This window comes from Streptomyces sp. NPDC058457 (genome assembly GCF_042720695.1).
GTDB lineage: Bacteria > Actinomycetota > Actinomycetes > Streptomycetales > Streptomycetaceae > Streptomyces.
Genome location: NZ_JBHXLU010000004.1, coordinates 215972 through 239460, shown reverse-complemented (window position 1 = coordinate 239460; position 23489 = coordinate 215972). Strand labels below are relative to the sequence as shown.

The 23489-nt window shown below is 74.9% G+C and carries 13 protein-coding genes; 11 read left to right on the top strand and 2 right to left on the bottom strand.

Features of this window, described 5'->3' with window-relative positions:
* Positions 1 to 179: 179 nt before the first annotated feature.
* Positions 180 to 1109: a LuxR C-terminal-related transcriptional regulator gene (locus ACFWPS_RS05980; RefSeq protein ID WP_383701477.1), complete on the bottom strand. Its 930-nt coding sequence runs from the start codon at positions 1107 to 1109 to the stop codon at positions 180 to 182.
* 261 nt (positions 1110 to 1370) lie between these two features.
* On the opposite strand from ACFWPS_RS05980, the gene ACFWPS_RS05975 reads away from it, so the two are divergent.
* The 11 genes from ACFWPS_RS05975 to ACFWPS_RS05925 all read left to right on the top strand — a co-directional run bounded on the left by ACFWPS_RS05975 (position 1371) and on the right by ACFWPS_RS05925 (position 22272).
* Positions 1371 to 1538, top strand: coding sequence for a hypothetical protein (locus ACFWPS_RS05975; protein ID WP_383701475.1), 168 nt, complete (start codon positions 1371 to 1373; stop codon positions 1536 to 1538).
* 46 nt (positions 1539 to 1584) lie between these two features.
* Positions 1585 to 1833: a phosphopantetheine-binding protein gene (locus ACFWPS_RS05970; RefSeq protein WP_383701473.1), complete on the top strand. Its 249-nt coding sequence runs from the start codon at positions 1585 to 1587 to the stop codon at positions 1831 to 1833.
* Positions 1830 to 5036, top strand: coding sequence for an amino acid adenylation domain-containing protein (locus tag ACFWPS_RS05965; RefSeq protein ID WP_383701471.1), 3207 nt, complete (start codon positions 1830 to 1832; stop codon positions 5034 to 5036). Before ACFWPS_RS05970 ends, ACFWPS_RS05965 begins: the two co-directional genes overlap by 4 nt.
* Positions 5033 to 11509: an amino acid adenylation domain-containing protein gene (locus tag ACFWPS_RS05960; RefSeq protein WP_383701469.1), complete on the top strand. Its 6477-nt coding sequence runs from the start codon at positions 5033 to 5035 to the stop codon at positions 11507 to 11509. The genes ACFWPS_RS05965 and ACFWPS_RS05960 overlap by 4 nt, the downstream gene beginning before the upstream one ends.
* A gap of 51 nt (positions 11510 to 11560) precedes the next feature.
* A complete protein-coding gene (locus tag ACFWPS_RS05955; protein ID WP_383701467.1) occupies positions 11561 to 15673 on the top strand; it encodes an amino acid adenylation domain-containing protein in 4113 nt (1370 codons plus the stop codon).
* Positions 15674 to 15748: 75 nt separating this feature from the next.
* Complete coding sequence (locus ACFWPS_RS05950; protein WP_383701464.1) at positions 15749 to 17086, top strand: MFS transporter; 1338 nt, start codon at positions 15749 to 15751, stop codon at positions 17084 to 17086.
* On the top strand, positions 17086 to 17286 hold the full coding sequence (locus tag ACFWPS_RS05945) for an MbtH family protein (RefSeq protein ID WP_383701462.1): 201 nt from the start codon (positions 17086 to 17088) through the stop codon (positions 17284 to 17286). The genes ACFWPS_RS05950 and ACFWPS_RS05945 overlap by 1 nt, the downstream gene beginning before the upstream one ends.
* A gap of 35 nt (positions 17287 to 17321) precedes the next feature.
* Positions 17322 to 18395, top strand: coding sequence for a MupA/Atu3671 family FMN-dependent luciferase-like monooxygenase (locus tag ACFWPS_RS05940; protein ID WP_383701460.1), 1074 nt, complete (start codon positions 17322 to 17324; stop codon positions 18393 to 18395).
* Between the two features lie 76 nt (positions 18396 to 18471).
* The gene (locus ACFWPS_RS05935) at positions 18472 to 20112 is read left to right on the top strand and encodes an ABC transporter substrate-binding protein (RefSeq protein WP_383701458.1); all 1641 of its coding nucleotides are present in this window, start codon (positions 18472 to 18474) and stop codon (positions 20110 to 20112) included.
* Complete coding sequence (locus ACFWPS_RS05930) at positions 20105 to 21670, top strand: amino acid adenylation domain-containing protein (RefSeq protein ID WP_383701456.1); 1566 nt, start codon at positions 20105 to 20107, stop codon at positions 21668 to 21670. Before ACFWPS_RS05935 ends, ACFWPS_RS05930 begins: the two co-directional genes overlap by 8 nt.
* Positions 21671 to 21744: 74 nt before the next feature.
* Positions 21745 to 22272, top strand: a complete 528-nt coding sequence (locus ACFWPS_RS05925; protein WP_361286556.1) for a YbjN domain-containing protein — start codon at positions 21745 to 21747, stop codon at positions 22270 to 22272.
* Positions 22273 to 22302: 30 nt separating this feature from the next.
* On the opposite strand, the gene ACFWPS_RS05920 is transcribed toward ACFWPS_RS05925, so the two are convergent.
* Complete coding sequence (locus tag ACFWPS_RS05920) at positions 22303 to 23361, bottom strand: hypothetical protein (RefSeq protein WP_383701497.1); 1059 nt, start codon at positions 23359 to 23361, stop codon at positions 22303 to 22305.
* Positions 23362 to 23489: the final 128 nt, after the last annotated feature.

Sequence of the window (23489 nt, the reverse complement as noted above, 5' to 3'; positions counted from 1 at the left end):
TGGTGGTGTTTTTTTTTTTTTTTTCTTGTGGGGGGGCCGCCGGTCCCGGGGGGGGCCCCGGCCCACCCCGGCCCTTCGCGTGCTGCCCGGGCCCCGTAGGGGCGCGGGGAACTGCGCGACCAGCCACTACGGCGCCGCAGACGCCAGACGACCCAGATGCGGCACTTCCAGCGGAGCGCCTAGTGGGCGGCCTCCCCCAGCAGGTCGCGGGTGGCCGCGAGATACCCCGCCTGGAAGCGGCTCTCGGCGTCCAGTTCCTGGAAGAGGTCCGCTATGTGCTTGCGGCAGGTGCGCAGTGAGATGCCCAGGCGGCGGGCGATCACCTCGTCCTTCAGACCCTTGCTCAGCAGGCGCAGGATGCCCTGGCGCAGGTCGTCGACGGCGACCTTGGTGCGCTCGGCGCCGCAGAACGGGGTGGCGTGGTCCCAGGCGCGGTCGAAGGCGTCGCACAGGTAGGCGACGGCGGCGGGGGAGCGCAGCACCACCGCGCCGCCCCGGCGCTGGTGGTGCGGGACGAAGGCGATCCTGCGGTCGAAGGCGACCAGCCGCCCGAGCAGGTCGGTCATCGTCCGCACCTGGGCGCCCGCGGGGGTGACCCGGTCCACGTAGGCCTGGGTGGGCGCGTGCCGCCGGGCGGAGTGCTGGTAGAGCGTGCGCATGCGTACGCCCCGGGCCAGCAGGGCGGTGTCCCGGTCCACCGCCTGTTCCAGTTCCGCAGGGGGACGGCCGCCGCCGGGCTGGCAGGTGATCATCTCCTGGGTGCACTCGGCGCTGGCCTGCTCGATCAGCGTGATCACGTCGTCGAGCGAGTCCACCACCTCCAGCGCCCCGGAGGGCTGGGACTCCCGGTGGGCGCCGGCCGGGTAGGCGGAGGCGAGGGCGGTCAGCGAGTCGCGCCGGGTGTTCAGTTCGTAGAGCTGCCGGCGCAGCCGTGACTCCGCGCCCGCCATGTGGGCGGCGGCCATGTGCGGATGGACGGTGCGCCACCACGGGCCGTGGTCGCACATCCCGTCGAGGTTTTCCGAACCGTTCACGCGGTCGACGAGATGGAATTCCTCCAGCGCGTCCACCGCCTCGACCGCTTCGGATTCGCTGATGTCCAGGACCACCGCGACTTCTTTCGTCGTGAAAAAGGCCTGGGTGGCCCCCCAGTGATAAAGCCGTATGTGACTCGGCGAGAGTCCCTGGAGAAGCAGCGAAGGGTCGGTTTCCAGGATTTTGTCCAATTCTTCCCCCCTGCAGTTTCCTGTTCGCAACATCATGCGCGCCGATCTCCCTGGACGGCCATGGAGGCGGGATTACAACATCGTGAAGCGGCTGCCCATGCGGTCGGCCGATCACGCAGCGTCTCGACTCCGGGGGATATTTCCATGAAGAAGTACAGGTCTGTCGCTTTTGCTCTCCTGGTTGCGGGCGGGCTCGTCGGTGGTGCTCAGGTGGCTGCCGTGCCCGGTGTGCACAGTGCCCATACGGCCGCGGTGGCCGAAAACACGCGTTCCGCCGCCGTCGACCCGCTCGGCGACAGCGGCTGGAGCTAGGAATCCGTTCGTCCGGCCCGGCCCGCTGAGCACTGGAGAAAACGATATGAGTCATCTCGATGTCACCCGGGAAATCACCGCGGAAAGCATCCGGCGGCTTCTCGCCGAGATCCTGGGTACCGAAATCCACGACGATCTGACTTTCCTGGCGCAGGGCGGCGACTCCTTCCACGCCGTACTCGTGGTCGAGCGCGTCGCGGAGGTCTGGGGAATCGAGGCCGACTTCACCGCCGTACTCCGGTCGACCCCCGTCGAATTGGCGGAAGTGCTCGGCACGGCGCCCCGGCTGTCATGACGGGCCCGCGTCCTTCGGTCGCCGCCGGACCGGGGCGGCCCGTCCCGGCCGGTGCCACCGCCCACGAGGCGGTACTGCGGCAGGCCGCCCGGTCCCCGCGCGCCACCGCGCTGCGCGGACCGGGCGGTGCCCGCCTGACCTACGCCGAACTGGTGGCCCGGGCCCGCGCGGTACGCGACCTGCTCGTCGCCTCCGGCGTCCCGGCCCGCGGCCTCGTACCCGTGGCCGCCCGGGCCGGCGGGGAGTTCGCCGTCGCCGCGCTCGGCGTGCTGCTGGCGGGGGCCGCCTACGCGGCCGTCGACCCGGACTGGCCCGCCCGGCGGCTGCGCGAGGTGATCGACGACCTCGGCGCGCACGTCGTCCTCGACGCCACCGGCGGTACCGTCCGGCTCCCGGCCGGGACCCGGGCCGTACCGCTGCCGGACCCCGCCGCCCGGCCGGCGGCACCGGACACCGGCCTGCCGGCCGTCGGCGCGGACGACCCCGCCTGCGTCTTCTTCACCTCCGGCTCGACCGGCCGCCCCAAGGGGGTCGTCCTGCCGCACCGGGCCTTCGTCCGCACCTTCGTGGACGGCGGATACGCCGCGTTCGGGCCCGGCACGGTCATGCCGCTGCTCGCCGCGCCCTACTGGGACGCCGGCGCGCTGGAGGTGTTCGGGCCGCTGATGAACGGCGGCTGCTGCGTGACCCCCGACGAGCCGCTGATCACCCCCGGCGGACTGCGGGCGCTGGTCGCCGAGGACGGCGTCGACACGCTCTGGCTCACCAGCTCCCTGGTCAACCTGGTCGTCGACGAGGACCCGGACGCGTTCACCGGGATACGGCACCTGCTCTGCGGCGGCGAACGGCTCTCCCCGCCGCACATCGCGACCCTCCTCGACCGCCACCCCGGCCTGCGCGTCACCAACGGCTACGGGCCCGTCGAGTCCATGGTCTTCGTCAGCACCCACGACATCCGGCCCGCCGACACCGCCGACCCGTCCGGCATCCCGGTCGGCCGCCCGGTCCGCGGCACCGTGCTCGCCGTCCTCGACCCCGAGAACCTGCGTCCCGTGGCCCGCGGCACCGAGGGCGAACTCTGGGTGGCGGGCGACGGGCTCGCCCTCGGCTACCTCGACCGGCCGGAGGAGGACGCCCGCAGGTTCACCCGGATCGCCGTCCCGGGCCACGGCACGCTGCGTGCGTACGCCACCGGGGACCGGGTCCGGATGGACGCCGAGGACCGGCTGTCGTACGTGGGCCGGGCCGACCGCCAGTTCAAGATCCGCGGTTACCGGGTGGAGCCCGGCGAGGTGGAACGCCGGATCTCCGCGCTGCCCGGCATCCGGCACGCCTTCCTGGTGCCGCTGCGGGACGCGGGGGCCACGGTCACCTCGACGGCCTGCGCGTACACCACGCAGGACGCGGCGCCCGTCGCCGAGCACACCCTCCGGCACGCGACCGCGGACGCCCTCCCGGCCTACCTGCGCCCCGACCGCTTCCTCCACCTGCATCCGGTGCCCCTCGGGCCGACCGGGAAGGCGGATCTGCGGGCGGTGGAGACGTGGGTACGGGAGCGGGTGGCGGCGGATGCCGGGGCGGCCGGGGCCGCAGCGTTCACCGGGGGTGCCGGTTCGTCGGGCGGCTCGGATGTGCACCCCGCCCTGCGGGAGGCGCGGGCCGTGTTGGCGGCGCCCGGACTGGGCTCCGGCTCGGACCTGCTGGCGTCCGGCGCGAGTTCGCTGCACGTGCTGCGGGTCGCCGCCCGGCTGTCGCGGCTGTTCGGGGTACGGCTCTCGGCCCGCGACGTGTACGAACACCCCAGTGTGGCCGCCCTGGCGGAGCTCGCGGCGGCACGCCGGTCGGGGAAGCCGACGGACGGTACCGGCTCGGCCGACCCGGCCGGTTCGGCGGGCGGCACCCGCTCGGCCGACCCGGCCGGTGACCCCGACTCCGGTGACCCCGACTCCGGTGACCTCGGCTCCGGTGACCCGGCCGGCCTGTCACCGGGGGAACGCCGCTTCTGGCTGGCCTCGCGGCTTGCGCCCGGTGCCCCCGGGCAGGTCGCGGTCAGCCGGATCGAGGTCACCGGCACGCCGGACCCGGACCGGCTGCGGCAGGCCCTGGCCGCGGTCGCCGCCGCTCATCCGGCGCTGCGCACCACGTTTCCCCGGGACGGGGGCCGCCCGCGGCGGCACACCGCCGAGGCTCCGCCCCCGCCCCCGCTGCTCGTCCGCACCGGTACCGAGCAGGCCCTCACCCGGGAACTCGTCGCCAGGGTCGGCGACCTCGGCACCGGCCCCCTGTTCGCCGCCGGTGTCCTCGGCCGGGCGGCGGCCGGGCGGCGGCTCCTGCTGCTCGCCGTCCACCACATCGTGTACGACGCCCGGTCCGAGGAGATCCTCGTGGCCGACCTCGCCGCCGCGTACGCCGGCCGCGCCCCGCGGCCCGCGCCCGCGCCGCCCGTCGGCGGGCCGCGGCCCGGTGCCGGTGCCGCTCGCGACTTCTGGCGCGGGCGGCTCGCCGGGCTCACCGCGCCGGAGTGGCCCGGCGGCGCGACGCTCGGGATGCGGGAGGTGTGGACGCGGCCCGCCGTCGCCCACCGGCTCGACCTCGGGCCGGACACCACCGCCCGGCTTCGGGAGTTCGCCGCCCGGGAGCGCTACCCGGTGCTGGTGCCGCTGCTCGCCGCCTGGTGGCGGGCGCTGGCCAAGGTCACCGGGCGGGAGGACCTCGCCGTCGGCACCGTCGTGGAGGACCGCGACGCCGTTCACGAGCGCACCGTCGGCTACTTCGCCAACGGCCTGCCCGTACGGATCGCCGCCGACCCGGCCCTGGACGGCCCGGCCCTGCTGGCGCTGGTCCGCGAGCGGCTCCTGGAGGTCCTCGCGCACACCGCCCTCGGCACCGACGAGGTCGCCGCGCTGGCCCCCCGCCCGGCGCCCGGCCGCGCCCCGCTCTACCAGAACCTGCTGGTGCTGCAGCGCGTCGCCGCCCCCGTCGAGGCGGCCGGCGTCCGGTTCGCGCCGCTGCCCGCGCCCGCGCTCGGCTGCCAGACCGAGCTGACCTGCGAACTCTGGGACGACGGCCGGTCCTTCGCCGGCGCCGTCACCGCACCCGAGGGCCTGCTGGGCCCCGCCGCGCTCGCCGAGACCGCGGCCCTGTTCACCGTCGGCCTGGCCGACCTCACCGGCCGCACCGACTCCCTGGGGGACCCCACATGACCGACCACATGACCGACCACCCGCCCTCCCACCCGCTGTCCTGGACACAGGAGCGGATCTGGTTCGAGGAGCAGTTGCGGCCGGGCGACACCGCTTACCACATGCCGGTGATCCTGCGGGTGCGCGGACCTCTCGACCCCGCCGCGCTGCAGGCCGCCGTGGACACCCTGGCGGCCCGGCACGACGCCCTGCGCACCGTCTTCGGCACCGCGGACGGGGAGCCCCGGCAGCGGGTGCTGGACACGGTGACCGTGCCCGTCCGCACCCAGGACGTGCGCGGGTCCGCCGACCCGGAGGCGGCGGCCCACGCGGCGCTGCGCCGGGCGGTGCGCGAGCCGTTCGACCTGGCCCACGGCCCACTGCTGCGGGTCCTGGCGGTCCGGTACGCCGACGACGCGCGGCTGCTTCTGGTGTCGGCCCATCACCTGGTCGCGGACGGACAGTCGTTCGCGGTCCTCTTCGACGAGCTGTCCGCGCTGTACGCCGGGGCGGACCCGGAACCCAGGCCGCTGGGGCGCGGTTTCGCAGAGACCGTGCGGGCCGAGCGCGAGCGGGTCGGGGAGGCGGGGGCCGACGCGCTGGTGGCGTGGTGGCGTGGGCATCTCGACGGGGTGCCCCGGGTGCTGGAGCTGCCCGCCGACCGCCCGCGTCCCGCCGTACGCGGCTCGCACGGCGCCCGCGTCCGGGCGGAGCTGGACGCGGCGGCCGGGGCGGCCGTGCGCGAGCTGGCCCGGTCCCACGAGGCGACCCCGTTCATGGCCCTGCTCGCCGCGTTCGGTGTCGTACTCGCCCGGCACAGCGGGCAGGAGCGGATGATCGTCGGGACCCCGGCGTCCACCCGCGGCCCCGGCGGCCGGGACCTGGTCGGCTGCTTCCTCAACACCCTGCCCCTGAAGGTGGACACGGCGGGCGACCCGGCGTTCGCCGAACTCCTCGGCCGGGTCCGCGACGACGCGCTGGAGGCCTTCGCCCGGCAACGGGTCCCGTTCGGCAGGCTGGTCGCGGACCTGGCGCCCGAGCGCGACCTGTCCCGGGGACGGCTCGTACAGGTCTTCTTCAACATGCTGCCGCCGGTCGCCGCCCCCGTCCTGCGCGGCTGCACGGTGGAGCAGCTGCCGTTCGGGGACATCGACAACAAGTTCGACCTCACCCTGTACGCCGGTGCCCGGTCCGACGGCGGCTACACGCTGGAAGCGGTGTACGACGCCGGCCTGTTCGACGCCGGCCGGGTCGAGGACCTGCTGGGCCAGCTGGACGCCGTACTCGCCCAGGCGGCGGCCCAACCCGCCCGCACGGTACGGGACTTCGACCTGGCGACCGCCCGGTCCGCCGCCCTGCTGCCCGACCCCGCCGCCGGCCTCGTACCCGCCCGGCCCGAGCCGCTCGCCGACCGTCTCGCCAAGCACGCCGCGGCGACCCCGGACGCCCCCGCCCTGATCGCGGGCGACCGCGTCTGGTCGTACGCGGAGACCGAGCGGACCACCGACCGGCTGGCCAGGCTGCTGCACGCACGCGGCATCCGGCCCGGCGACGTGCTCGCCCTGCACGCCGTACGGCACCCGGCCGTCGTCCTCGGCATCCTGGCCGCCGTCAAGGCGGGCGCGGTCTTCGCCGTGCTGGACGCGGACCACCCCGACGAGGCCCTGCGCGCCCGCGCCGAGGCGCTCGCGCCCCGGGCCTGGCTCGGCTGCGCCCCCGGACTGCCGCTGCCCGGCTTCGTCACCGGTCCGGTGCTGCGCATCGAGCCCGGCGAGGGGCTCGACCGTGCCCTGGCCGGACTGCCCGACGGCGCGCCCGTTCCCGCGCCCGCCCCCGACGCGGACGCCTACGTCGCCTTCACCTCGGGCACCACCGGCCGGCCCCGCCGGGTCACCGGCACGCACCGGCCGCTCACGCACTTCCTCGACTGGTACACGCGCACCTTCGACCTCGGTCCTGACGACCGGTTCGCGGTGCTGTCCGGGCTCGGCCACGACCCGTTCCTGCGGGACGTCCTCACCCCGCTGTGGGCGGGCGGCGCCGCCGTCTTCCCCGACGCGGACGTCCGCGACACCGCCGCCCTCGCCGGCTGGCTCGCCGACGCCGCGCCGACCGTCGCCCACCTCACCCCGGCCCTCGGCCGCGCCCTCGCCGGTCAGGCGGACGGCACGGCCGGCTGGCCCGCGCTGCGGCTGGCCGGCTTCGGCGGCGACACCCTGACCGGCCGCACCCTGCGCGCCTGGGCCCGGCTCGCCCCCGGCGCCGACCTGCTGAACCTGTACGGCGCCACCGAGACCCCGCAGGCGGTCTCCGTCCACCTCGCCCACCGCGCGGGTACGCCCGCCGACGCGATCCCCGCCGGGCCGGTGCCGCTCGGGCCGGGCATCGAGGGCGTCCAGCTGCTGCTCCTCGCGGGCGACCGGCCGGCCGGGATCGGGGAGATCGGCGAACTCGTCGTCCGCACGCCGTACCTGGCCCGGTACGCCGAGTCCGGCGACGGCGCCGAGTCCGGCGTCCGTGCCGAGTCCGGCGTACGTGCCGAGTCCGGCGACGGTGAGGGCGCCGCCGGTTTCGTCCCCGACCCGTACGGTGGCTCGCCCGGCGCCCGCCTCTACCGGACCGGGGACCTCGCCCGGCTGCGCCCCGACGGGCTGCTCGACCATCTCGGGCGCGCCGACCGGCAGGCCAAGGTGCGTGGCCACCGGGTGGAGCCCGCGGAGGCCGAGGCCGCGCTCGACGCGCTCCCGGGGATCCGGCAGAGCGCCGTCCTCGCGGTGCCGGACGGCGACGGCGACCACCGCCTGGTGGCCTTCCTCGCCACCGGCGGCGCGGCCCCCGACCTCGCCGAGGTCCGTGCCGCACTGGCCCGGCTGCTGCCCGGCCACCTGGTGCCGTCCGCGTACGCCGTCCTCGACGCCCTGCCGCTCACCGCCAACCGGAAGGTCGACCGGGACGCCCTGCACGCCCTGGAACACCGCGCCGAGGCCGCCACCGGCGGCTACGTCGCCCCCGCGGGACCGGTGCAGGAACGGCTGGCCGAGCAGTGGCGGGTGCTGCTGCACCGCGAACGCGTGGGCGCCGCCGACGACTTCTTCGCACTCGGCGGCCACTCCCTGCTGCTGACCCGGCTGCTGGCCCGGATCCGGCGCGAGTTCCCCGGCGCGGCCGCCGAACGGCTCACCCTCCAGGACCTGTTCGCCCGCCCGACCGTCGCCGGACTCGCCGTCCTCTTGGAGGAGACGGCCCCGGCCCCGCACCCCGTGGGCCTCCCGCGCACCGACCCCGCCGAGCCCGCGCCACTGTCCTGGACCCAGGAACGCCTGTGGCTGGAGGAGCAGGTACGCCCCGGCGACGCGGCCTACAACATGCCCGTCGTACTGCGGCTGCGCGGCCCGCTGGACCCGGCGGCGCTGCAGCGGGCCGTGGACACGGTGACCGACCGGCACGCCGTCCTGCGCACCGTCTTCGGGACCGGCCCGGACGGCGGCCCGCACCAGCGGGCCGTCCCCGGCGCCCGGGCCGTCGTACGCGTCACCGATCTGGCGGACCGCCCCGACCCCGGGTCCGCCGCCCTCGCCGCCGCGATGGACAGCGTCAGGGAGCCGTTCGACCTCACGCGCGGCCCGCTGCTGCGGGTGGCGCTGCTGCGGATCGGCGACGGGGACCACCTGCTGGCACTGACGGTGCATCACATAGTGTTCGACGGCTGGTCGTTCGGAGTGCTGCTGCGCGAACTGTCCGCCGCGTACGCCGACCGCCGGGCCGAACTGCCGGAGCCCGCCCTCCAGTTCGCCGACGTGGCCCGCTGGGAGCGCGCCGATCTGGACGGGCCGGTGCTGGACGGGCTGGTGGCCTGGTGGCGCGGGCATCTCGACGGCGCCCCCCGGGTGCTGGAGCTGCCCACCGACCGGCCGCGCCCGGCCGTCAGCGCCCACCGTGGTGCCCGGCGCCGGATCACCGTGGACGCGGCCACCTCGGCCGCGCTGCGCGAGCTCTCCCTCGCCCACGGCTCGACCCTGTTCATGACCCTGCTGTCGGCCTACGCCGTCGTGCTGTCCCGTTGGAGCGGGCAGGAGCGGCTGCTGGTCGGCACGCCCGTCGCCAACCGGCCGCGCGCCGAGTTCGAGGACCTGCCCGGCTGCTTCCTCAACACCCTGCCGCTCCGCGTCGACCTGGACGGCGACCCCGCCTTCGGCGAACTCCTCGGCCGGGTCCGGGACAGCGCCCTGGCGGCCTTCGCCCACCAGCGGGTGCCGTTCGGACGGCTGGTGGGCGAGCTGGCCCCGGAACGGGACCTGTCCCGCGGCCCGCTGGTGCAGGTGCTGTTCGCCCTGCAGAACGTGGAGCTGGGCACCTTCGACGTGCCGGGGATCACCGGCGAGCTGGTGGACGTGTCCGTCGCCAACAGCCAGTTCGACCTCAACCTGCGGATGATCGACACCGGCCGGGAGCTGATCGGCTGGCTCGACCACGACGTGGAGCTGTTCGACACCGCCACCGTGGAGCGGTTCGCCGAGCACTTCACCAACGTGCTCACCGCCGTCGCCGCCGACCCGACCGCCGCGCTCTCCGGCATCGACCCGCTGGGCGCCGCCGAGCGCGCTCGGCTCCTGGACGTCTGGAACGACACCGCCGTCGACCGGCCGGCCGGCGACACCCTGACCGGGTTGCTCGCCGAAGCCGCTGGCCGGCACGCGGAAGCGGTCGCCGTACGGTTCGCGGACCGCGAGCTGACGTACGCCGCACTGCACGCCCGCGCCAACGCGCTCGCGCACCGGCTGCGGAGCCTCGGCGTCGGCCCCGACACCGTGGTCGGCGTCCACCTGGACCGCTCGCCGGAGCTGATGGTGGCCCTGCTCGCGGTGCTCAAGGCGGGCGGCGCCTATCTGCCCCTTGACACCGGATACCCGCACGAGCGGCTGGCGTTCATGCTCGCCGACGCCCGGGTCCCGGTGCTCCTCGCCCACCCGGGCGGGGGCGAGTCGCTCGCTGCCGACGGCGTCACCGTCGTCGCCGTGGACGAGCGCGCCGGGGACGGCTTTCCCACGACCGAGCCCGCACCGGCCGCCGGTCCTGACCACCTGGCGTACGTGATCTACACCTCCGGCTCCACCGGCCGCCCGAAGGGCGTGCAGGTGCCGCACCGGGGGATCGTCAACCGGCTGCGCTGGATGCAGGACGCGTACCGGCTGACCGGCACGGACACCGTGCTGCAGAAGACGCCGATCAGCTTCGACGTGTCGGTGTGGGAGCTGTTCTGGCCGCTGCTCACCGGCGCCCGGCTGGTCCTGGCCGAGCCCGGCGGGCACCGCGACCCCGAGCACCTCGCCGCCCTGGTGCGGGACGAGCGGGTCACCGTCTGCCACTTCGTGCCGCCCATGCTGGACACGTTCCTCGCGGCCGGGCGGGCCGCCGACTGCGGCTCGCTGCGCCTGGTGGTGTGCAGCGGCGAGGCGCTCCCGGCGGACCTGGCCCGCCGCTTCCACCTGGCCCTGCCCGGGGCCGCCCTGGAGAACCTGTACGGCCCCACCGAGGCGTCCGTCGACGTCACCCGCTGGACGTCCCGCCCCGGCTGGACCGGCGCGGCCGTCCCCATCGGCACCCCCATCGCCAACACCCGTGCCTACGTCCTGGACGCCCTGCTCAGGCCCGCCCCCGTCGGCGTGCCCGGCGAGCTGTACCTGGGCGGGGTGCAGCTGGCCCGCGGCTACGGCGGGCGGCCCGGACTGACCGCCGACCGCTTCGTGCCCGACCCGTACGGCGGCTCGCCCGGCGCCCGCCTCTACCGCACCGGGGACCTGGCCCGCTGGCACGCCGACGGGTACGTGGAATACCTCGGCCGGACCGACCACCAGGTGAAGGTGCGCGGCTTCCGCATCGAACCCGGCGAGATCGAGGCGGCGCTGCTGGACCTGGAGACGGTCGCCCAGGCGCTCGTGGTGGTCCGCGAGGACCGGCCGGGGGACCGGCGGATCGTGGCGTATCTGACGGCGGCGGCTCAGGAACTGTCCGTCGGCGACCTGCGGGCCGCCCTCGCCGAGCGGCTTCCCGAGCACATGGTGCCCAGCGCCTTCGTCGTGCTGGAGGCGCTGCCGCTCAGTCCCAACGGCAAGGTCGACCGCAAGGCGCTGCCCGCCCCGGACCACGGGGCGGGCAGGTCGGGCGGGCACAGTGCCCCGGCGACCCCGGAGGAGGAGCTGCTGGCCGGGCTGTGGCAGCGCGTCCTCGGCCTCGACCGGGTCGGCACCCGGGACAACTTCTTCGAGATCGGCGGCGACTCGATGCACGCCGTCCGGATCGTCGGCCTGGCCCGCGAGGCCGGCCACGAGATCCCGCTCCAGCGGCTGTTCGCCGCGCAGACCGTCGAGACCCTCGCCCGCTGGCTGGCCGAGCACACCGAGCCCGCCGGGGATCCCGCCGCCGGACCCGCCCGCCCGGAGGTCGCCGCGTTCGGCCTGCTCTCCCCGGAGGACCTCGCCCGCCTCAGGGCCTGACCCCGGCCCGCACCCGCCCCGGCTCCCCAGACGCACTCCGGAAGGAACCCCGTGCCGTCCCACGACGACATCGCCGACCGCACCAAGACCGCCGTCGGCACCGAGACTGCCGTCGGCACCGAGACCGCCGACCGTACCGAGACTGCCGACCGCACCGAGACCGCCATCGGCACCGGCACCGCCGACCGCACCGAGACCGTCGAGATCGTCGACGCCTATCCGCTGACCCTCCTGCAGTCCGGCATGCTGTTCCACAGTCACGCCGACGGCAACACCCCCACCTACCACGACATCTCCGCCGTCCGGCTGTCCGGCCGGTTCGACGAGGCCGGGCTGCGCGCCGCCCTCGCCGGGGTGATCGCGCGCTCCGACATCCTGCGCAGCTCCTTCGACCTGACCCGGTTCAGCACCCCGATGCAGCTGGTGCACGTGGCCGTCGCGACCCCGCTGACCGTGGATGACCTGCGCGGCCTCGACCCGGCGGAGCAGGAGCGGCGGGTGGCCGCGTGGACCGAGCGGGAGAAGGCGACGCCGTTCGCCCTGACCCGGGCCCCGCTGCTCACCCTGCACGTGCACGTCTTCGCCGACGACGACTTCCGGCTCAACCTCAGCTTCCACCACGCGGTCCTGGACGGCTGGAGCCTGTCCCTGGTCACCTCCCAGCTGATCACCGGCTACGACGCCCGGCTGGCCGGCCGCTCCGACCCGGCGACCGCCCCGGTCACCCGGTTCCGTGACTTCCTGGCCCTGGAACAGGAGGCGCTGGCCAGTGCGGAGTCCCGGGCGTACTGGGCCGACGTGCTGGCGGACACCGACTTCACCGGGCTGCCCCGGCGCGCGGACCCGGAGCTCGCCGCCGTCCGCGAGGCCCGGGTGCACGAGGTGCCGCTGCCCGCGGGGCTCGGGGAGAAGCTGCGCGCGGTGGCCGCCGAAGCGCGGGTGCCGGTGAAGTCGGTGATGTTCGCCGCTCACGCCCGCGTGCTGTCCCTGCTGTCCGGGCAGAGCCGGATCGTCACCGGTCTGGTCGGCAACGGCCGTCCGGAGACCGCCGACGGCGACCAGGTCGTCGGCCTGTTCCTCAACACCCTCCCGCTCGTCGTCGACGTCACCGGCACCACCTGGACCGAGCTGGCCCGGCGCGTGCACGCCGCGGAGAGCGGGGCGCTGCCGCACCGCCGCTACCCGATGGCGCAGATGCTCCAGGACCAGCGCCGACCGCGGCTCTTCGAGACGGTCGTCGACCACCGCAGCTTCCGCAGTTACGACATGGAGCTGGAGGAACTGGCCGTCACGGGCGGCGAGTTCTTCGAGCAGACCAACTTCCCGTTCACCGCGAACTTCGGCACCGACCCGGTCACCGGCGAGGTCCGGCTGCGCGTCAACTACGACGCCGCCGAGTTCACCGCCGCCTGGATCGACACCGTAGGCGGCTACTACGCGGGCGCGCTGGCCGCGCTGGTCGCCGACCCGCACGCTGCCGTGCACGCCACCCCGCTGCTGGGCGCCGCCGACCTGGACCTGCTCTTCACCGAGTGGAACGACACCGCGACCGGCTGGGACCTCGACCGCACCCTGCCCGAGCTGCTCGCCGAGCGCGCCGCCAAGCACCCCGACCGCACCGCCGTACGCTTCGGCGACACCGCCCTGACCTACGGCGAGTTCAACGCCTGGGCCAACCGGCTCGCCCACGAGCTGCGCGGGCTCGGCGTCGGCCCGGACACGCTGGTCGGCGTCCACCTGGAGCGCTCGGCCGAGCTGGTGGTGGCCCTGGTCGCGGTACTGAAGGCGGGCGGCGCGTATGTCCCGCTGGACCCCGGTTATCCGCGCGAGCGTCTTGAGTACATGCTCGACGACGCCCGGGTGCCGGTCCTGCTGACCGGCGCCGGGCTCGCGCCGCCCGCCGTACCCGAGGGCACCGCCGTCGTCGAGGTGGACCGCACGGTCGCCGCGGACCGGCCGGAGACCGACCCGCTCCCGCAGGCCGGCCCTGAGCACCTGGCGTACACGATCTACACCTCGGGCTCCACCGGCCGCCCCAAGGGCGTGCAGATCCCGCACCGGGCCCTGCTCAACCTGCTGCTGTCCTTCGGCCGCGACCTCGAACTGACCGAGGAGGACCGGCTGCTGGCGGTCACCTCGCTGTCGTTCGACATCGCCGCCCTGGAGGTGTACCTGCCGCTGCTGGCCGGCGCCGAGCTGATCGTCGCCCCGGACATCGCGGTGGACGGTCCCCGGCTGCGCGCGGCGGTCGAGCGGTCCGGCGCGACCGTCGTGCAGGCCACCCCGTCCAGCTGGCGGCTGCTGGTGGAGGCCGGGCTCGGCGGCGACGAGCGGCTGCGGGTGATCTCCGGCGGCGAGGCGCTCCCCGAGGACCTCGCGCAGGAGCTGACCGCCCGCTTCCCGGTGGTGTGGAACGCCTACGGGCCCACCGAGACCACCATCTGGTCCGCCCTGGACCGGGTGCGCCCCGGCGAGCCGGTCACCCTGGGCCGCCCGATCGCCAACACCCGTGTCTACGTCCTCGACGCGTCCTTCGCCCCGGTCCCCGACGGCGTCCCCGGCGACCTCTACATAGCCGGTGACGGACTGGCCCGCGGCTACTCCCGGCGCGGCGACCTGACCGCCGACCGCTTCGTGCCCGACCCGTACGGCGGCCCGGCGGGCGCCCGGATGTACCGCACCGGTGACGTGGCCCGGTGGCTGCCCGACGGCCGCCTGGAGTTCCTCGGCCGCTCCGACCACCAGGTGAAGGTGCGCGGCTTCCGCATCGAACTCGGCGAGATCGAGACCGTGCTCGCCCGGCATCCGGGCGTCGGCCGGGTGGTCGTCATGGCCCGGCACGACCAGCCCGGCGACGCCCGCCTCGCCGCCTACCTCACCCCCGAGACCCCCGAGACCCCCGAGACCGCCGAGACCCCCGAGGGCGGCACCGCCCCGAGCGCGGCCGAACTGCGCGAACTGGCCGCCGCCGCCCTGCCCGAGTACATGGTGCCCAGCGCCTTCGTGGTCCTGGACGCCTTCCCGCTCACCCCCAACGGCAAGGTCGACCGGCTCGCGCTGCCCGCCCCCGGCCGCGAGGAGACCACCGCCGGTGCCTTCGTCGCCCCCCGCAACCCCACCGAGGAGGCCATCGCGGCGATCTGGCGGGACGTCCTCGGCGTCCCCGAGGTCGGTGTCACCGACGCCTTCCTCGACCTCGGCGGCAACTCCATCTCCGCGCTCCGCGTGATCATGCGGCTGCCCGACATCACCGACGTCGAGGTGCCGGTGGCCGCGCTGTTCGAGGGCGGCACGATCGAGCGGCTCGCGGAGATCGTCAGCGGCGAGCGGCAGCAGGCCGCCTCCACCCTGGTGCCGCTGCGCTCGACCGGCACCGAGTCCCCGTTCTTCCTGGTGCACCCGCTGGGCGGCAGCGTCTTCTGCTACTCCGAACTCGTCGACGTCCTCGACCCGGACCGCCCGCTGTACGCGTTCCAGGCGCCCGAGTACGCGGGCCCCGAGGTGCCCCGCCCGGACAGCGTCGAGGAGATCGCCGCGCTCTACCTCTCCGAGGTGCGCGCGGTCCAGCCCGAGGGCCCGTACTTCCTGGGCGGCTGGTGCATGGGCGGCATGGTCTCCTACGAGATGGCCCGCCAGCTGGAGGCCGCCGGCGAGGAGGTCGGCATGCTGACGATCATCAGCGCCAGCATCGACGACCCGGTCCCGCCGCGCTACGCCACCAGCGAGTCCGCCGCCATCCTCGGCGCGTTCGGCGGCCGGCTCGACGTCACCGAGGCCGAACTGGAGGCCCTCGACCCCGAGGCACGCCTCGCCCACGTCGTCCGGCTCACCCAGGGCACCAGCGACGAGCGGGCCGACGCCCGCTCGGTCGAGGACCTGCGCCGGCTCGTCCAGCTGTACACCCGGCACGCCCGCGCCCTGCTCGCCTACCGCGACACCCCGCGCGAGCCGCTGCGCGGCGACGCGGTGCTGATCCGCGCCGAGACCGAACTGTTCGAGGGCCGGCACATGGGCTGGCAGCCGCGGGTCGGCGGCACCCTGCTGATCGACGAGTCGCCCGGCGACCACTTCAGCATGCTCGAACAGCCCAACGTCCCCCAGGTCGCACGCCGCCTGCAGGACGCGGCCGCCGGCCGCCCGCACGGCGTCCTCGCCGACTCCTGATTCCCCCCACCCTGCGCGGGACCAACCCCTGCGCAGGCCCCCGTGTAGGACCAACCCCCTGTGTAGGAGCACCTCATGAGCGACGCCGCGACCGTCGGGGAAGCCGCCGCCCCGCCCGCCCCCAGCGTCTGGCGCAACGCCGACTTCACCCGGCTGTGGACCGGGCAGACCGCCTCCCTGTTCGCCGCCCAGATCAGCGAGCTCGCGCTGCCCCTGGTCGCGGTGCTGGCCCTGGCCGCCAGCTCGGCCCAGGTCGGCCTGCTCACCTCGGTGGTCAAACTGCCGTACCTGCTGGTCTCGTTGTTCGCGGGCGTGCTCGTGGACCGGGTCCGGCGCAGGAACATCCTCATCGCCACCGACCTCGGCCGCGCCCTCGTGCTGTCGGTCGTCCCCGTCCTGTACTGGACCGACCGGCTCGGCATCGGCTGGCTGTACGTGCTCGGCTTCTTCGCCGGCTGCGGCAGCGTGCTGTTCGACGTGGCCGGGCAGGCCTACCTGCCCCGGCTGGTGGAGCGCGACCAGCTCACCGCCGGCAACTCGGCGCTCGGCGCCAGCCAGTCCGCCGCCACCATCGGCGGGCCCGCGCTCGGCGGGGTGCTGGTGCAGTGGCTGACCGCGCCGGTCGCGGTGCTGGCCGGAGCCGTGTCCTACCTGGCGTCCGCGCTGACCATCACCACCATCCGGCACAAGGAGGACCGGGCCGAGCACGCCGGGGACGCCTCCCCGGCGGGGACACTGCGCGAGGTGTGGGCGGGCCTGAAGTTCGTCTTCGGCAACGAGCCGCTGCGCGCCATGACGGTCATGGCCTCGATCTTCAACCTGTCCTTCACAGCGCTGGAGGTCGCCTTCGTCCAGTTCATGCCCCGCACCCTGGGCCTGTCCGCGGGCGAGATCGGCCTGGTGATGGCCGCACTGGGCCCCGGCTTCCTGGTCGGCGCGGCCTTCGCGGGCCGGCTGCCGCAGCGCTTCGGCTACGGCCGCACCATGCTGACCACCGCCGCGATCGCCAACCTCGTCATGCTCGGCCTCTCCGCCGTGCACGGCTCCGGTCTCCTCGCCGTCGGCACCCTGATGCTGATCAACTTCCTGTTCGCGTCGTTCGGCGTCGCCAACAACGTCACCGTGCTCAGCATCCGGCAGACCCTCACCCCCGACTCCCTGCAGGGCCGGGTGGCCGCCACCAACCGCTTCGTCGCCATGGGCATCGCCCCTGTCGGCGCCCTCGTCGGCGGCTTCCTCGGCAGCGCGGTCGGCCTGCGCGCCACCGTCCTGATCACCGCGATCGGCCTGTCCTCGGCCCTGCTCCCGCTGGGCCTGTCCTCGCTGGCCCGGATCAGGTACGACCTGCCGGCCCCGCTGACGGCCGACACCCCGCAGCCCACGCCCGACACCACCAAGGAAGCAGCAGCCTGATGACCCAGCACACCGACGCCGACACCACCGCGCCCCGCCATCTCGTGGTCGTCAACCACGAGGAGCAGTACTCGGTGTGGCCCGCCCCGCTGCCCCTGCCCGCCGGCTGGCGTGCCACCGGGTTCGAGGGCAGCCGCGAGGAGGCCCTCGCGCACATCGGCACGGTCTGGACCGACCTGCGCCCGCTCAGCCTGCGCTGACCGCCACCGACCCACCCGTCCCGAGAGGCCCCGAGATGGACTTCAGTCTCTTCTACTTCGCCGACGGCAGCGTCGGCGAGAGTGCCGGTGAGAGCGGTGGTGAGAGCGGCGGCGGCCGCTACGACCTGCTGCTCGAAGGCGCCAAGTACGCCGACACGCACGGCTTTTCGGCCGTATGGACCCCCGAGCGCCACTTCCACCCCTTCGGCGGGCTCTACCCGAACCCGTCGGTGACCGGCGCCGCCGTCGCCACCGTCACCGAGCGGGTCGCGATCCGCGCGGGCAGCGTGGTCGCCCCGCTGCACCACCCGCTGCGCATCGCCGAGGAGTGGTCGGTCGTCGACAACCTCTCCGGCGGCCGCGCGGGCCTCTCCCTGGCCTCCGGCTGGAACGCCGTCGACTTCGCGCTGCGCCCGGAGGGCTACGCGGGCCGCAAGACCGCGGTCATCGACGCCGTGCAGCAGGTGCGCGCCCTGTGGCGGGGCGAACCCCTTGCTGTCACCGACGGCGCCGGGAACCCGGCCGAGGTACGCGTCTTCCCGCCGCCCGTCCAGCCCGAACTGCCGGTCTGGGTGACCAGCGCGGGCGGCCCGGAGACGTTCCGCGCGGCCGGCACCGCGGGCGCCGGGGTGCTCACCCACCTGCTCGGCCAGGACTTCGGCCAGCTCGCCGAGAAGATCGCCCTGTACCGCAAGGCGCTCGCCGAACGCCCCGGCCACGACGGCCGGCCCGGCCATGTCGCGCTGATGCTGCACACCTACCTCGGCGAGGACCCGGAGCAGGTGAAGGCGGCGGTCCGGGAGCCGTTCACCGCGTACCTGAAGAGCTCCTTCGGGCTCATCGCCCGCTCGGCGGGCAGCATCCTGTCCGGCTTCGACCCCGACAAGCTCCGCGAGTCCGACATCGACTTCCTGGTCCGGCGGTCCTTCGACACCTACTACAGCACCAGCGGACTGTTCGGGACGGTGGCGCAGGCGTCGGCCGTGGTGGAGCGGGCCCGCGCGGCCGGTGTCGACGAACTGGCCTGCCTGATCGACTTCGGGGTGGCCAAGGACGCGGTGCTGTCCGGCCTGGAGCACCTGAACGCGCTGCGCAAGGCGTCCTCGTGACCGCATCCGCATCCGCATCCGCATGCGCATCCGCCGCCGACGGCAGCACCCCGCCCGCACGAATCGGAGCACGACCATGAGCAGGACATCCATCGCCCGGGACCCCCGTGACTCGCGGGGCCCGGCCCGCCCGGTGCCGGGCGCCGTGCGCGGCGGCACCCTGCGCGTGCTGCGCGACGGCGACCACGACCACCTGGACCCGCAGCGCATCCAGACCCTCCAGGCCACCGCGCTCGGCCACCTCCTCTTCCGCACGCTGACGATGTTCGCCGAGGACGGCGCGGGCGGCTGGCGGCTGGTCGGCGACCTCGCCGAGCACCCCGGCCGGGACGTCGACGGCGACGGCCGCACCTGGGAGTTCACCCTCAAGGCGGGCCTGCGCTACGAGGACGGCCGGGAGATCACCGCCGCCGACGTGGCCCACGGCATCGCCCGCTCCTTCGAGGCGAGCCTGGCCGGCGGCCCCCACCACCTGCAGGACTGGCTGGCCGCGAACGGCCCCTACGCGGGCCCCTTCAGCGAAGGCACCGACGGCACCGCCGCGGTGCCGGGCCTGGAGGTGCGCGGCGCGCGCACGCTGGTGTTCCGCTTCCCAGAGCCGCGTCCCGACCTGCCGTTCGCCGCCGCCCTGGTGACCACCGTGCCGGTCCCGCGCGACACCGACACCGGCGAGACGTACGGCAAGGCACCGCTCGCCTCCGGGCCGTACCGCATCACGGAACACCTCGCCGGTGAGCGTCTGGTCCTCGAACGCAACCCGCACTGGGACCCGGCCACCGACGCCGTACGGCACGACCACCCGGACCGCATCGAGTTCGAACTCGGCGTCGACGCGGCCGTCCAGAACCGGCGCGCCCACGCGGGGGAGGGCCCGGACGCCTTCGCCGTCGCCGAGAACAACGCGCCCGAGGAGGTCGCCGCGGAGCTGCTGGCCGATCCGGACCTGGGGGCCCGGCTGCGCCGCGACCGCACCCCCCTGGTCTGGTATCTGGCGATCAACACGGCCCGGGTGACGGACGTCGAGGTCCGCCGGGAGATCGCCCGCGCCCTGGACAAGGAGGCGGTCCGCGACGCGATGGCGGGAGCCACGCAGGGCGAGACCACCCACACCATCCTCTCCCCGGCCACCCTCGGCCACCGCCCCTATCCCGACCCGCACGCGGGCGGCCCGCGCGGCCTGCCGGACGGCTGGGACGGCCGTACGCTGCGGCTGCTCAGCCGCGACGGCGCGTACTTCACGGCGGGGGCCCGGGCGGTCGCCCGCTCCCTGGCGGCGGCGGGCTTCGCCGTCGAGGTGGTGGAGACCGACCGGCCCCGGCACAACACGACGGTCCTCACCCGCGGCCACGACTTCGACCTCTACCTGATGGGCCAGGCCGCCGACTGGCCCGGCGCCGCCACCCTGCTCACCGGGTTCGACGGCCGCACCCTGCGCCCCACCGGGAACGCCGACTACACCTACCTCGACGACCCGGACGTCAACGCCGAGATCGCCCGGATCTCCGCGCTGCCCGCCGAACCCGCCGCCGCCGAGTGGGCCGCCCTGGACGAGACCCTGACGACCCGGCACGTCCCGCTGGTGCCGGTCTTCTCCTATGTGTACCTGGCGGTCGTCGGCCCGCGGGTGGGCGGGGTGTTCACGTCGTCGTTCCTCGGCACGCCGGTGTACTACGACGCGTACGTGACGCCCGTACCGGAGGACACCGGCCGTGGCTGACCAGCGCACCCTCTACGAACGGTTCGCGGCGTCCGCCGACGCCCACCCCGGGCTGGCCGCGCTGGAGACCGGCGGCCGCGTCCTCGGCTACGCGGAGTTGCGCCGCCTCGCCGAGCACACCGCCGCCCGGATCCTCGGCGCCCTCGGCGGGCGGCGCCCGGAGCGCGTCGGCGTGCTGGCCAACCGGAGCGTCGCCGCCTACGCCTCCTACCTGGCCGCCCAGCGGCTGGGTGCGGCCGCCGTGCCACTGGGTCCGGAGGTCGCGCCGGCCCGGCTGACCGCGATCGCCCGGGCGGCGCGGCTGGACGCGGTGCTGGCGGAGCCGGCCGCCGCGGCACACGCGGAGCAGACCGGATTCCCGTGCCCCGTCCTGCCGTTCACCGAGGACGGGGATCCGCCCGAGGACGGGGATCCGCCCGGGGATCTCCCTCCGTACCGGCCGCGCCCCGACGCGGTGGCGTACATCGTCTTCACCTCGGGCTCCACCGGCACCCCCAAGGGCGTCCCGGTGCTCCAGCGCAACGCGGCGGCGATGCTCGACCACGCCACGGCCCGCTACGGCATCGGCCCCGGCAGCCGGGTCTCGCAGACCTTCGACCTCACCTTCGACCCGACGGCCTGGGACATGTTCACCGCCTGGAGCACCGGCGCGACCCTCGTCGTACCGGCCCGCTCGGATCTGGTCCGGCCCGCCCGCTTCATCCGCGAGCACCGCGTCACCCACTGGTTCTCGGTGCCCTCGGTGATCACCTACGCCCGGCGGCTGCGCGACCTGGCCCCGGACAGCATGCCCGGGCTGCGCTGGACCCTGTTCGGCGGCGAGCCGCTCACCCTGGAACAGGCCGCCGCCTGGCGGGAGGCCGCCCCCGGCAGCGTCCTGGAGAACCTCTACGGCCCCACCGAGCTCACCGTCTCCTGCACCCAATACCGGCTGCCCGCCGACCCCGCCCACTGGCCGGCCACCGCCAACGGCACGGTCCCCATCGGCACGCCCTACCCGCACCTCGACGCCCTGGTCCTGGACGACGACGGCCGGCAGGCGGACGAGGGCGAGCTGTGCCTGCGCGGCCCGCAGCGCTTCCCCGGCTATCTCGACCCCGCCGAGAACCCCGGCCGGTTCGTCCGCTTCGACGGCGCCCGGGCCAAGGTGCACGACGACCGGGAGGCGCCCGGTGCGGAGCTGTACTACCGCACCGGCGACCGGGTACGGCGCGGGGCGGACGGCGCGCTGCTGCACCTGGGCCGGCTCGACCAGCAGGTGAAGATCCGCGGCCACCGTGTCGAGCTCGGCGACATCGAGGCCGCCCTGCGCACGGCCGCCGGGGTCGCCGAGGCGGTGGTGGCCGTGGTGCGGGCGGCCGGGGAGCCCGAACCGTCCCTGGCGGCGGCCTACACCGGCACCGCCCAGGACCCGCTCGCCCTGCGCGCCCACCTGGCCGGCCTGCTGCCCGTCTACATGCTCCCGCGCGGTTTCACCCATCTCGACGCGTTCCCCCTGAACGCCAACCGGAAGATCGACCGCCGCGCGGTCACCGGGATCCTGTCAGCCCACGGCTGAAGGAGGGGCCGGGGTTGCGGCCCCCCTCCCCGCATGAGGGAGGATGGCGGGGTCCAGACGAAGGGAAAATCACGGTGACCATCGACCCGTCCTCGATTCCGAACTTCGGGGGCCAGCCCGAGCCGCAGCCCCAAGGACCGGCGGGCCCCGTCGTCCCGGATCAGGATCTTGTGAAGCAGCTCCTCGACCAGATGGAGCTCAAGTACGTCGTCGACGACGAGGGTGACCTCGCGGCGCCGTGGGAGCAGTTCCGTACCTACTTCATGTTCCGCGGCGAGGACGAGCAGGCCGTCTTCTCGGTGCGGACGTTCTACGACCGCCCCCACAAGATCGACGAGAAGCCGCAGCTGCTCGAGTCGATCGACGACTGGAACCGGCGGACCCTGTGGCCCAAGGTCTACACCCACACCCATGACGACGGCACCGTCCGTCTCATCGGTGAGGCCCAGATGCTGATCGGCACGGGCGTCGACATCAACCACTTCGTCTCGTCCACGGTCAGCTGGGTGCGGGCCGCGCTCGAGTTCGACAAGTGGCTGGTCGAGCAGCTCGGCCTGGAGGAGGCCGTCAACGAGGCCGAGAAGCCCGAGGACGACGAGTAGTCCGTCCCCCTGCCGCTTCCCGCAGTCTTCCTACAGCGGAGTGCGCGCGTACACGACCAGGTACGCGCCGTAGCCGAACGAGAGCCCGGCCAGGGCCGTGACCACCACCGTCGCGTGCCAGGGCCGGGCTCTCGCCGTGCGGACCAGCGCCCGGGCCAGCGGGAGCAGCAGCGGGAAGGCCGGCAGCAGGAAGCGCGGCTTCGACTCGAAGAAGCCCGAGCCGCCCAGCGCGATCAGCAGAAGTACGGCGGTGTAGGCGAGCAGCGGCAGCGGGGCGCGGTCGAGGGCCAGGAGGGCGAACAGGACCACCGCGGCCGCCACGATCACCAGGGACATCGGGAAGACGAAGCGGTCGCCGCGCAGCAGCAGCGTACGGACGAAGGCCAGCGAGCCCCGGCCGAAGTCGAAGCGCGAGCCCCACAGCCGTTGTACGTCGAAGTAGCCGCCCAGCCGGTTCCCGCTGCGCCGCCCCACCCACAGGACGTATGCCGTCCAGCCGAGCGGGGCGAGCGCCGCGCCCGTCCACAGCCTGTGGGTAACCCGGCCGCGGGTGCGGCGCAGCTCGCAGGCGGCGGCCAGCAGGACGGCCACCGCGACCGCGAAACCGTTCGGGCGGGACAGCCCCGCCAGGGCGGCCAGGGTGCCCGCCCACACCCAGTTCCCGGCCAGCACCGCGTACAGCGACCAGGCGGCGAAGGCGGTCAGGACGGGTTCCGTGTACGCCATGGACAGGACCACGGAGTGCGGGAGCAGGCCCCAGAGCAGCACCAGGGCGGTGGCCACCGCGCGGCCGTGCAGGCGGGCGCCCACCGCGTAGACACCGGCCGCGGCGACGGCGGCGGCCGTCCAGGACACCAGCAGACCCGCACCGGCCCCGCTGAGCGGGGTGACGGTCGTCAGCGTCCGGACCAGGGCCGGGTAGAGCGGGAAGAACGCCAGGTCGCTGTGGATGACGCCGGGGCCGAAGTACAGGGTGCGGCCGTAGCCGTGCGCCGCGATCCCCAGGTACCACGCCGCGTCCCACGACCTGCCGAGCAGGGTCAGCGGATGCCGGCCGCCCGCCCAGGCGGCCAGCGCGAGCACGGCCATGCCGGTGAGCCGGGCCGCCGCGAACAGCCCCACGGCGACCCCGCCCGCGGTGACGAGGGACAGCCGGGTGCCGGGCTGCCCTGCGACGGGCTGCTGTGCGACGGGCGGGGCGAGGGCGGTGGCGGTGG

Excerpts from the sequence above, each read along its gene's own strand:
- ACFWPS_RS05975 (WP_383701475.1), top strand. The coding sequence starts at position 1,371 with ATGAAGAAGTACAGGTCTGTCGCTTTTGCTCTCCTGGTTGCGGGCGGG.
- ACFWPS_RS05970 (WP_383701473.1), top strand. The coding sequence starts at position 1,585 with ATGAGTCATCTCGATGTCACCCGGGAAATCACCGCGGAAAGCATCCGG.
- ACFWPS_RS05965 (WP_383701471.1), top strand. The coding sequence starts at position 1,830 with ATGACGGGCCCGCGTCCTTCGGTCGCCGCCGGACCGGGGCGGCCCGTC.
- ACFWPS_RS05960 (WP_383701469.1), top strand. The coding sequence starts at position 5,033 with ATGACCGACCACATGACCGACCACCCGCCCTCCCACCCGCTGTCCTGG.
- ACFWPS_RS05950 (WP_383701464.1), top strand. The coding sequence starts at position 15,749 with ATGAGCGACGCCGCGACCGTCGGGGAAGCCGCCGCCCCGCCCGCCCCC.
- ACFWPS_RS05945 (WP_383701462.1), top strand. The coding sequence starts at position 17,086 with ATGACCCAGCACACCGACGCCGACACCACCGCGCCCCGCCATCTCGTG.
- ACFWPS_RS05940 (WP_383701460.1), top strand. The coding sequence starts at position 17,322 with ATGGACTTCAGTCTCTTCTACTTCGCCGACGGCAGCGTCGGCGAGAGT.
- ACFWPS_RS05935 (WP_383701458.1), top strand. The coding sequence starts at position 18,472 with ATGAGCAGGACATCCATCGCCCGGGACCCCCGTGACTCGCGGGGCCCG.
- ACFWPS_RS05920 (WP_383701497.1), bottom strand. The coding sequence starts at position 23,361 with ATGGCCGTGCTCGCGCTGGCCGCCTGGGCGGGCGGCCGGCATCCGCTG.